9 protein-coding genes and 1 pseudogene are annotated in these 10,799 nt (G+C 43.0%); 7 read left to right on the top strand and 3 right to left on the bottom strand.

Features of this window, described 5'->3' with window-relative positions:
• Positions 1-360, bottom strand: a pseudogene (locus tag E2L07_RS15255) (DUF4372 domain-containing protein); the annotation flags it as partial.
• A gap of 639 nt (positions 361-999) precedes the next feature.
• Here E2L07_RS15255 and iolB point away from each other — a divergent pair.
• From iolB to fba, 7 genes are all read left to right on the top strand, one after another.
• The gene (iolB, locus tag E2L07_RS15250) at positions 1,000-1,812 is read left to right on the top strand and encodes a 5-deoxy-glucuronate isomerase (protein ID WP_010898476.1); all 813 of its coding nucleotides are present in this window, start codon (positions 1,000-1,002) and stop codon (positions 1,810-1,812) included.
• Positions 1,813-1,900: 88 nt separating this feature from the next.
• Positions 1,901-2,896, top strand: coding sequence for a 5-dehydro-2-deoxygluconokinase (gene iolC / locus E2L07_RS15245; RefSeq protein WP_010898475.1), 996 nt, complete (start codon positions 1,901-1,903; stop codon positions 2,894-2,896).
• A 12-nt stretch (positions 2,897-2,908) separates the two neighbouring features.
• Positions 2,909-4,822, top strand: coding sequence for a 3D-(3,5/4)-trihydroxycyclohexane-1,2-dione acylhydrolase (decyclizing) (gene iolD, locus E2L07_RS15240; protein ID WP_134229986.1), 1,914 nt, complete (start codon positions 2,909-2,911; stop codon positions 4,820-4,822).
• A 14-nt stretch (positions 4,823-4,836) separates the two neighbouring features.
• Positions 4,837-5,748: a myo-inosose-2 dehydratase gene (iolE, locus tag E2L07_RS15235; RefSeq protein ID WP_053431006.1), complete on the top strand. Its 912-nt coding sequence runs from the start codon at positions 4,837-4,839 to the stop codon at positions 5,746-5,748.
• A complete protein-coding gene (iolG, locus tag E2L07_RS15230) occupies positions 5,748-6,794 on the top strand; it encodes a bifunctional inositol 2-dehydrogenase/D-chiro-inositol 1-dehydrogenase (protein ID WP_134229985.1) in 1,047 nt (348 codons plus the stop codon). The genes iolE and iolG overlap by 1 nt, the downstream gene beginning before the upstream one ends.
• Complete coding sequence (gene iolI / locus E2L07_RS15225) at positions 6,778-7,626, top strand: 2-keto-myo-inositol isomerase (protein ID WP_010898471.1); 849 nt, start codon at positions 6,778-6,780, stop codon at positions 7,624-7,626. Before iolG ends, iolI begins: the two co-directional genes overlap by 17 nt.
• A 35-nt stretch (positions 7,627-7,661) precedes the next feature.
• On the top strand, positions 7,662-8,528 hold the full coding sequence (gene fba / locus E2L07_RS15220) for a class II fructose-1,6-bisphosphate aldolase (RefSeq protein WP_053431009.1): 867 nt from the start codon (positions 7,662-7,664) through the stop codon (positions 8,526-8,528).
• Between the two features lie 98 nt (positions 8,529-8,626).
• Here fba and E2L07_RS15215 read toward each other — a convergent pair whose 3' ends face one another.
• Together E2L07_RS15215 and E2L07_RS15210 are read right to left on the bottom strand one after the other, a co-directional pair.
• Positions 8,627-9,640: a LacI family DNA-binding transcriptional regulator gene (locus E2L07_RS15215; protein ID WP_010898469.1), complete on the bottom strand. Its 1,014-nt coding sequence runs from the start codon at positions 9,638-9,640 to the stop codon at positions 8,627-8,629.
• Positions 9,641-9,893: 253 nt separating this feature from the next.
• A partial coding sequence (locus E2L07_RS15210) for an IS1380-like element ISBha1 family transposase (RefSeq protein WP_134229984.1) occupies positions 9,894-10,799 on the bottom strand: 906 nt, incomplete at its 5' end.

The following is a 10,799-nucleotide window of genomic DNA, read 5'->3' as shown; positions in this document are numbered from 1 at the left end:
TAACGGCATGACGAGTTTGGTGTAATGTGTTTTGGCATGAATTTGTGCGACCAAATCAAGGAAAAGCCGTTGGAATAAATCTGGATTCATCCCATTTAATCGTCGTGAAAGTTGAGAAATACTGATCGAATCAAGGTCAATGCCTTTTTGTAGTTGATCATCAAAAAGACAATCACTCAACGCATGAAGACTTTCTACTTCTTCAAGCTGTGCGTAGAGTAACAATTTCAAAAAGGATTCTGTCGTAAGTTTTTTCGTATAGAAATCTAATTTCAATGTTTTCACTTGATCATCAAATAATTCATGATTTATCGGTGAAAACCATTGTCCAAATGACGTTTTTCGTGTAATCTTATCCATGAGATTGTTCCTTTATTATTGGATTTGGACGGGATTACCACCTAACTTATCCATTATAAAGGACTTTTTTTATGCGTGAAATTAATTTATTGAACATTTTGAGTATTTATAATAGTGAAATTAAATTAATGCAACACTAGTGCTATCGAAAAATAAAAATAAGTCAAAACGCACGATTGAAAGCGTTTTATTTGGTGTGATAGCACTCGTGAGTATGGCTGTTTTGCTAGTAAGTTCATTCCTCGTGTTCAGTGGAAGCATGGAATTAGCCGCTTACAAAGGAGCGGCTTTCGTTTCGACCAGCTTATATTTTGTCACAGCCACTTATTGGGCAAAAAACTGAAAGAAGCGATGTGCTTTGAAAACGATTTCAGATATTTCGAAGGAAGAATAGCAAAGAATTAAGGCAGTTAGAATGGCTATACACTCATTTTTTAACGGGAGAACAATTAATCTGCCATTCAAAAAAACACTGAAAGTACATGAAAAACTATTGACTGAAAGCGCTTTTAATATTATTCTGGACAAAAGGACATAGAAGTTGTGAAAGCATTGAAAGTGAGAGGGCTTGAACAACATATTTTTTAGGAAAACAATGAAATCGATTACAATAACGATTCATAGTAGGAGGTTCAGTCAATGAGTCAATTGCTTCGTAAGCCAGAGCGAGCAGAAATAAGTAAAGGAGTAACACTTGTCCACGATGTGACAGCTGACAACGCTTCTTTAGAATACGTATCGTTTAAGGCATTAGATCTTTCACAAGGGGCAACTTATTCAGAAACTTTAGAAAACAAAGAATGCTGCATTGTCGTTGTAACAGGGAAGGTTCATGTGACCGATCATGAGGTGACGTTTGAGAATATTGGAACGCGTGAATCTGTTTTTGAAAAGAAGCCAACCGACAGTGTTTATGTTTCAAATAATCAAACGTTTTCGATTGAGGCGGTCACCGGAGCGCGGGTAGCTCTTTGCTACGCCCCTTCGAAAAATCAACTTCCAACTAAGCTTATCAAGGCTGAAGATAATGGCGTTGAGCATCGGGGCAAGGGGAATAATCAGCGAATGGTACACAATATTCTACCCGATTCAGACCCTTCTGCTAATAGTCTTCTTGTCGTTGAGGTTTTTACAGAAAGTGGAAACTGGTCTAGCTATCCTCCGCACAAGCATGATCGCGATTTATTGCCTGAAGAATCGTTATTAGAGGAAACATATTACCATGAGGTCAATCCTAAGCAAGGGTTTGTCTTCCAACGTGTATATACGGATGACCGCTCCCTTGATGAAACGATGACGGTGGAGAATGAGAACATGGTTATCGTACCTAAAGGATACCACCCTGTTGGCGTGCCGGAAGGGTATGCGTCCTACTATTTAAATGTGATGGCTGGACCTAAGCGAATTTGGAAGTTTTTTAATGATCCGGCCCATGAATGGATTATTGAGTAATTTAGCGACTTCGCGAAAGCTGTACCACTTTAAAGAACGTAGCTTAGCCAAGTATTTTTGAAGAAATTTTAAAAGGAGTGGTCTTTTCATGACCTATGAACTTTCAACAGATCGAGAGTTTGATTTGATTGCGATTGGGCGTGCATGCATTGACTTAAATGCTGTTGAATACAACAGACCGATGGAAGAGACAATGACGTTCTCTAAATATGTAGGCGGGTCCCCTGCTAATATTGTTATCGGGAGCTCAAAGCTAGGACTGAAGGCAGGCTTTATCGGGAAAATCGCAGACGATCAACACGGGCGATTTATCGAATCCTACATGAGAGGTGTTGGGGTGGATACGTCCAACCTTGTCGTTGATCAGGAGGGACATAAAACAGGTTTAGCGTTTACAGAGATTAAGAGTCCCGAAGAATGCAGCATTTTAATGTATCGTCAAGATGTGGCTGACCTTTACTTATCCCCAGAAGAGGTGAATGAGGCGTACATTAGACGGTCTAAGCTATTGCTTGTTTCAGGTACCGCACTATCAAAGAGCCCATCTCGGGAAGCGGTGTTGAAAGCGATTCGTTTGGCCAAGCGAAACGATGTAAAGGTTGTTTTTGAGTTAGATTACCGTCCGTACTCTTGGGAAACACCAGAAGAAACAGCAGTCTATTATTCCCTTGTAGCGGAGCAGTCTGATATCGTCATTGGAACACGGGAAGAATTTGATGTGCTCGAGAACCGTACAGAAAAAGGGGACAATGATGAGACGATCCGTTACCTTTTCAAGCATTCTCCAGAATTGATCGTCATTAAGCACGGGGTTGAAGGTTCTTTTGCTTATACGAAGGCCGGGGAAGCGTATCGCGGCTACGCTTATAAAACGAAAGTGCTGAAAACGTTCGGCGCAGGTGACTCCTACGCATCCGCTTTCTTGTATGCGTTGATTTCAGGAAAAGGGATCGAGACGGCATTAAAATACGGTAGCGCTTCGGCGTCAATCGTTGTGAGCAAGCATAGTTCATCTGACGCAATGCCGTCTGTGGAAGAAATTGAAGCGCTAATTGAAAAAGATGAAACGATTACGATCGCATAGAGGTGACGGCAGATGGAAACGATTCGATTAACGACAGCTCAAGCATTAATTAAATTTTTAAATCAACAGTATGTTCATATCGATGGTGAAGAATTTCCGTTCGTGGAAGGCATCTTTAATATTTTCGGTCATGGCAATGTATTGGGGATTGGTCATACTTTAGAGCAAGATCCTGGCCACCTAAAAGTGTATCAAGGGAAAAACGAGCAAGGGATGGCGCATACGGCGATTGCGTACAGCAAGCAGATGCTTCGTAAGAAAATCTATGCGATTACTACATCAAGTGGGCCAGGGTCAGCCAATCTAGTAACAGCTGCTGCAACCGCCCTTGCTAACCAAATTCCAATTTTACTACTCCCGGCTGATACGTATGCGACGAGACAACCAGACCCTGTATTGCAGCAGTTTGAACAAGAACAAAGCATCGCCATTACGACAAATGATGCCTTGCAGCCAGTATCTCGCTACTGGGATCGAATTACACGCCCAGAGCAACTTATGTCAAGCTTAATTCGCGCTTTTGAGGTCATGACCGACCCAGCCAAAGCGGGCCCTGCGACAATTTGTATTTCACAGGATGTCGAAGGGGAAGCGTTTGATTATGATGTGAGATTTTTTGAGAAACGCGTACATTATATTGACCGAAAGCTTCCTAGCGAACGTGAGCTGAAAGGTGCGGCTGATCTTATTAAGAAGAGCAAGCGACCGTTGCTCGTTGTTGGTGGTGGTGCGAAATATTCGGAGGCTAGAGAGGCGCTTATCGCATTCTCTGAGACTTTCAATGTACCGTTAACAGAGACGCAAGCAGGGAAATCTGCGGTAGAGGCTTCCTTTAAAAATAATCTAGGTGGGCTCGGAATCACAGGAACGTTAGCAGCGAATAAGGCGGCCCAACAGGCAGATCTCGTGATCGGGATCGGGACTAGATTTACAGATTTTGCGACCTCATCGAAAACGCTGTTTGACTTCGAAAAGGTGAAATTTGTAAATATTAATGTGAGCCGCATGCAAGCATACAAGCTCGATGCATTTCCTGTCGTGGCAGATGCCAAGAGAACATTGGAAGCGTTAGTGCCTATGCTTGAAGGATATAAGAGTGAATATGGTGATGACATTGGCCAACTAAAAGCCGAATGGTTAAAGGAACGAGAGCGACTCGGGAAGGTAACGTTTGATCGGGAGCGATTTGAACCAGAAATAAAAGGTCATTTCACTCAAGAGGTGATGAATGAGTACGCCGATGCTCTTCAAACAGAATTTGCGCAAACGACCGCTTTGCTAACCATTAATGAAACAATCGACCCGGACAGTGTGATCATTTGCGCTGCCGGCTCTCTTCCAGGTGATTTGCAACGACTCTGGCACGCTGAAGTTCCAAATACGTATCACTTAGAATACGGCTATTCGTGCATGGGCTATGAAGTGTCGGGTACATTAGGGCTGAAGCTGGCAGAACCGAATAAAGAAGTATATGCGATCGTTGGCGATGGTAGTTTTCTCATGCTTCACTCCGAGCTGGTGACGGCGATCCAGTATCATAAAAAAATAAACGTCCTTCTGTTTGATAATTCAGGTTATGGTTGCATTAACAATTTGCAGATGGATTTTGGTGGTGGTAGCTACTTCTGTGAATTCAGAACGGCTGACGAAAAGATTTTACACGTTGATTATGCAAAAGTGGCGGAAGGATACGGGGCCAAATCGTACCGCGTCAGCACGGTTGAGGAGTTAAAAGCAGCGTTAGAAGATGCCAAGAAACAAGAGTGCTCCACGTTGATCGACATTAAAGTACTTCCGAAAACGATGACAGATGGCTATGATGGCAGCTGGTGGAACCTCGGTGTTTCCGAAGTGTCTGATCGTGAAGGAATCCAGCAAGCATACGAGCTAAAGCAAGAAAAGTTAACGCGGGCGAAGCAGTATTAATGGAGGTGGCGTCAATGGCGGATCAAAAGATTTTATGGGGAATCGCTCCAATCGGATGGCGCAATGACGATATTCCTGAAATAGGTGCGGGCAATACGTTGTCCCACCTATTGAGCGATATCGTCGTTGCCAGGTTTCAAGGAACAGAAGTGGGCGGTTTTTTTCCGGATGCAAAAACATTAAACAAAGAGCTTGAACTTAGAAACTTGAAAATTGCTGGTCAATGGTTTAGTAGCTACCTCATTCGTGATCCATTTGAAAGCGTTTCAAAGGAATTTCATGCTCATTGTGCGTATCTTGAGGAAGTGGGCGCTTCCGTAGCTGTTGTGTCAGAGCAAACGTACAGCATTCAACAGTCCGAGCAAAACATTTTTACGGAAAAGCCGATGTTTACAGATTCGGAGTGGCTAACCTTATGTGAAGGGTTAAACGAATTAGGGAAGATTGCCCAGCGATACGGCTTAACGCTAGTGTATCACCACCATATGGGGACTGGCGTACAGACGTTAGCAGAGGTTGATCGCCTACTGGAGAATACAGATCCAACACTCGTCTCTCTTTTGTACGATACTGGTCATATTTACGTTTCGGACAATGACTATATGCTCCTCTTGACAAAGCATCTCGACCGGATCAAGCACGTCCATTTTAAAGATGTACGAAGCGATATCTTAGCAAAATGTCAAGAGCAGGGTCAATCGTTTTTGCAGTCATTCTTAGCCGGAATGTTTACCGTCCCTGGGGATGGATGTATTGATTTTACAAAGGTGTACGATGTTCTACTTACTCGTGATTATAGAGGGTGGATCGTCGTGGAAGCGGAGCAAGATCCAGCCAAGGCTCATCCCCTCGAGTATGCGCTAAAGGCGAGACAGTATATCGATGAAAAGTTACTTACAACCGATGAGATGAAGGAGAGGATCTAATGACACTACGCTTCGGAGTGATTGGGACGGGAGCGATTGGCCGGGAACATATGAAACGAATTGAGAACAAGCTATCAGGCGGGAAAATTGTTGCAGTAACCGATGTGAACCAGGAGGCCGCTAAACAAGTGGTTACGCAAATGAAGCTAGAGGCAGATGTTTACCCAGACGATCGCTCGCTCGTTGCCGCAGACAATGTCGATGCCGTCCTTGTAACAAGCTGGGGACCTGCCCATGAAGCGAATGTATTAGGTGCGATTGAGGCAGAAAAATATGTGTTTGTGGAAAAGCCCCTTGCGACGACAGCGGAAGGGTGCATGAAAATTATTGAAGCTGAAATGAACCACGGAAAGCGTTTGGTTCAAGTTGGATTTATGCGCCGTTATGACAAAGGCTATGTGCAATTAAAGAAAGCGATCGATGATCATTTTATCGGTGAGCCGTTAATGGTTCGTTGCGCCCATCGCAACCCAGAAGTAGGGGAAAGTTATACAGATGATATGGCGATCCATGATACGTTAATCCATGAATTAGATGTGCTCCATTGGTTGATCGATGATGAATATGAATCCGTGTCAGTCTCGTTTCCGAAAAAGACAAAGCATGCATTGCCTCATTTAAGAGATCCACGAGTGGTCACATTGGAAACGAAAGGCGGGGTGCTCATTACTGCGGAAGTTTTTGTAAACTGCAAGTACGGTTATGACATCCAATGTGAAGTGATCGGAGAAGAAGGAATTGCCAGCCTTCCTGAAGTGGATAGCATTTCGTTTAGAAAAAGAGCAACACTTGGGACCAACATTTTAATGGATTGGAAGCAGCGATTCATTGAGGCATATGATGTGGAGTTGCAACATTTCATCGATTCGATTAAGCAATCAGGTGAACCGAGCGGTCCGAACGCTTGGGATGGTTATGTTGCTGCAATCACGGTAGATGCTGCATTAAAAGCGTCAAACTCTTGGCAAAAACAATTCATTTCACTAAAAGAGAAACCTGCATTTTACAGTGTGAAAAAGGAGAATTCACATGAAGCTATGCTATAATCAAGCAACCACATTGGAAAACTCTAACTTAGTGAAGGATTTGGAATATTGCGAAAAGAACGGCTATGATTACATTGAAATTCGGACAATGGATAAATTGCCTGAGTACTTAAAAGATCACACACTGGATGAATTGAAACACTTTTTTCAAACGAATCATATTAAGCCGTTGGCATTAAACGCACTCGTCTTTTTCAATAATCGTGATGAAGCTGGGTACAAGGAAATCATCACCGAATTTAAAGGGATGATGGAGACAGCCAAAGCGCTCAACATCCCTTATGTGGTCGCTGTACCGCTCGTGACAGAGGAAAAGATTTTAAAAAGTGAGATCAAGAGAAGCTGCGTGAACGTTTTGACCGAGCTATCGGAAATAGCCAAACCGTATGGTGTGAAGGTGGCACTTGAATTTATCGGACACCCGCAATGCACGGTTAACACGTTTGGTCAGGCGTATGAAATCGTTGAAGCGGTAGGGCGAGATAATATTGGCTTAGTGCTCGATTGCTTCCATTTCCATGCTATGGGATCAAACATTTCAGATCTAGAGAAAGCGGACATTTCGAAGATCTTCATTTTGCACATGGATGATACAGAAGATTTTCCCGTTGGCTTTTTGACCGATGAAGATCGTGTGTGGCCAGGACATGGCGCTATTAATCTTGATCAAATGTTATCGATTTTAAAAGAAAAAGGCTATTCAGGAGCTGTATCTGTTGAGTTGTTTAGACCAGAATATTACCAGTTGAGTGCAGAAGAGGCGATAAAAACAGCAAAGGATACGACAGTGGAAGTTGTTTCAAAGCACTTTACACTAGAGACGACAAAATAAACCAAGCGTACTTATAAGTAGGAGAGGTGCTAACGGTGGCGCTCGTATCAATGAAAGAAATGCTAAAGAAAGCAAAGGCAGGTCATTATGCGGTCGGTCAGTTCAATTTAAATAACTTACAGTGGGCGCAAGCGATCTTACAAGCGGCTGAAGAAGAGCAGGCTCCAGTAATTGTCGCAGCGTCAGACCGACTCGTCGATTTTTTAGGAGGGTTTCAAACGATCACCTCCATGGTTAATAGCCTTTTGATCGAAATGAAGATTACTGTTCCGGTCGCCCTCCATTTGGATCATGGCATGACGATCGACCGATGCAAACAAGCAATCGATGCAGGTTTTACGTCGGTTATGATCGACGGTTCTCATTCACCAATTGAAGACAACATTGCGATGACAAAAGAGGTAGTTGCTTATGCCCAGCCGCGCAATGTTTCAGTTGAAGCAGAGGTTGGAACGGTCGGTGGTATGGAGGACGGACTTATCGGTGGTGTCAAATATGCAGACCCGGATGAATGTGTCCGAGTGGTAGAGGAAGCAAACATCGACGCTTTAGCAGCAGCCCTAGGCTCTGTTCATGGACCATACCAAGGGGAACCAAAGCTTGGGTTTGAAGAAATGAAGGTCATTTCGGAGCGGACAGGTGTTCCTCTCGTCTTACATGGTGGCTCGGGGATCCCAGATTATCAAATTCGTAAAGCGATCCTGCTTGGTCATGCGAAAATCAACGTGAATACAGAGTGTTTACAAGCTTGGGCGCATGCAGTCCGAACGATTCTGACGAACGATCAAGACATCTACGATTATCGTGCGATTACAACCCCTGGTACCGAAGCGATTGTAGAGACGGTCAAGACAAAAATGCGGGAATTTCAAACGAGCGGTAAGGCTAAGGAACGTGTCTAATTCATTTATTGAAAAGAGGTTGGCGTGAAAAGAGCGCCAACCTTTTAGGTTTAAACCTTTCTCTTAATATGAGGGAAAGAGCTATTTTCGTATGCTTGTTATACGTGGGAGACTGTCTGCTGCTCGGCACCACAGGTCTGCCTTATGATTAGCTCATCTTTTAAGACGAATTTTTTCTTTTTGATCGACTCATTGTTGATTTGTTTTAGTAGCAGTTCCATCGCCTTTTTACCGATCGCATATTTCGGCTGATCGATCGTCGTTAAGCCGGGCTCCACCATCATGGCCATTTTAATGTTATCAAAGCCGATGATCGCCAACTCATTAGGGATGGATAATCCGCTATCTTTCGCGGCTTTCATCGCTCCCATTGCGATCTCATCATTGAAAGCAAAAATAGCGGTTGGAGGAGCTTCAAGTGCTAATAGCTTCATTGTCTGATCATATCCTGATTCGAATGTGAGCTCTCCTTCTTGAATATAAGCGGAATCGATCGGAATATCGTGGCCGAGCATTGCTTGCCTGTAGCCTTTTAAACGATCGCGACTTAAAATAATATTCATCGGACCGGTAATGTGGGCAATCCGTTTATGACCGAGTTGTATTAAATGCTCCGTTGCTTTCCGGGCGCTGCTAATGTTATCGATTGAGACCGTTGGTACATCAAGGCCGTCCATATATTCACAAGCTAATACCATTGGAAAGTGTGCGGAGATGTCTTGGAGCTTCTCCTTATCGATTCGCGCGGTCAATAGCACCATCCCATCTACTTGCTTTTGGTGAAGTAAATTAATGTATTCCAACTCTCTGTTAATGTCATGCTCTGTATCGCCTAAAATGACCTGATAGCCATGATCGATCGCCATGTGCTCAATTCCGCGTAGCACCTTGGAAAAAAACGCACTCGTAATATCAGGGACAACCACGAGGATCATCTTTGTTTCCTGCGTTCTAAATTGTCTTGCCACAATATGGGGCTTGTAATTCACTTGGTTAATAACATCCAGGACTTTTTTTCTCGTTTCCTTGCTCACAAGTTCAGGGTTGCTTAGTACTCTAGAAACTGTGGCAGGCGAGACGTTTGCTAGTTTTGCAACATCACTCATTTTCATACGCGTCACGCACCTTTGCTAAAATAAAAAAGCGCTTACTTTTATTATAGTATAGACCCTGAATTATTCATACCTCGAACATAAATCAGGGTTTTAGGCCAAAAACGATTAGATTCCCGATCCCTTTGAAAGAATCATGGTTATTTTCTTCTGAAAAGCATCTTTCTAGAATGAGGAGCGGAAAAATGCCTGTTTTTGGGCATACTTCTCCCTTGGTCTTAAATCGTGTTTTAAAAAACAGGATTTTTCGATTCTATCCTAGCTTTAGCTGTTGAATCCGCTGAAGTACTTTCCAGAAAAAATCTTGGTATACAAAACTAGAGGACAATTTAAAGTAAAGGGATCGTCCTGATTTCACTAATTTACTAGCCACTTTAATGACCCTTGTACGTATGGTTTCAATTTGCATCCCTTTTTGTGCTTCTGGAAAGCAAAGCGTACGTAGCCAATTCGTTAGGTTATAGGCTAACAGGCTTACCATCATTTTCACTTCATTCACTTGAAAAGAGTGACTGCTCATTTTATCCAAATAAAAACCATTTTTAGCTTCCTTGATGTAGTTCTCCATCGTCCCTCTTTTTTGGTACGTACGAACGATATCTTTTGGAGAGAATACATCTCCTAGACTCGTTACAAAAAATGAATGGGTAAACAACAATTCGCCTGCAGGGCGAACCGATTGGATGATGACCTTTCTCGGCTTAGACCATGATTTCGCTTGATAGTCGATTTCCTCATAATAACATTCAGACTTTGTCACATCTGACGGTACTGTGGCTGGATGACATTCATCTGCCATTCGCTGTAAAATGGCGTTAGATTTCAAACGAATGACATAATAAACCGATTCACGTTCACATAAATCGTATAGAGCTGGAACGGCAAAACCACTATCGCCGCGTAAGAATGGTGTCGTTGCCGGAAATTTTTCATTGTAATGTTTGATAAGTGGTTCCACAAAATCCACAACACCATTGGACGTATACACATTTCCAGGGCGTAGCTGGGCTTTTAGGAAATCGCCTGTTATCCCATCGAAGGCAACCAATGGATGAAAGCCAACAGTCCCGTAATGGGTATTATAAGCTGTAAATTCTTGTTGGCCGTATGTGTCAGCATGTGTTGAATCTAAATCAATGATGAGTGCTTTTGACTCTCT

The sequence above is a fragment of the Halalkalibacterium halodurans genome, assembly GCF_004376175.1.
Classification (GTDB): domain Bacteria; phylum Bacillota; class Bacilli; order Bacillales; family Bacillaceae_D; genus Halalkalibacterium; species Halalkalibacterium halodurans.
The sequence above is the reverse complement of the archived record's forward strand: the minus strand, read 5'-3'. Positions and strand labels throughout refer to the sequence as shown.

What these genes read in the sequence shown, in the direction of transcription:
- iolD (WP_134229986.1), top strand. Translation starts at nt 2,909, where the DNA reads ATGGAAACGATTCGATTAACGACAGCTCAAGCATTAATTAAATTTTTA.
- iolI (WP_010898471.1), top strand. Translation starts at nt 6,778, where the DNA reads ATGAAGCTATGCTATAATCAAGCAACCACATTGGAAAACTCTAACTTA.
- iolB (WP_010898476.1), top strand. Translation starts at nt 1,000, where the DNA reads ATGAGTCAATTGCTTCGTAAGCCAGAGCGAGCAGAAATAAGTAAAGGA.
- iolE (WP_053431006.1), top strand. Translation starts at nt 4,837, where the DNA reads ATGGCGGATCAAAAGATTTTATGGGGAATCGCTCCAATCGGATGGCGC.
- E2L07_RS15215 (WP_010898469.1), bottom strand. Translation starts at nt 9,640, where the DNA reads ATGAAAATGAGTGATGTTGCAAAACTAGCAAACGTCTCGCCTGCCACA.
- iolC (WP_010898475.1), top strand. Translation starts at nt 1,901, where the DNA reads ATGACCTATGAACTTTCAACAGATCGAGAGTTTGATTTGATTGCGATT.
- iolG (WP_134229985.1), top strand. Translation starts at nt 5,748, where the DNA reads ATGACACTACGCTTCGGAGTGATTGGGACGGGAGCGATTGGCCGGGAA.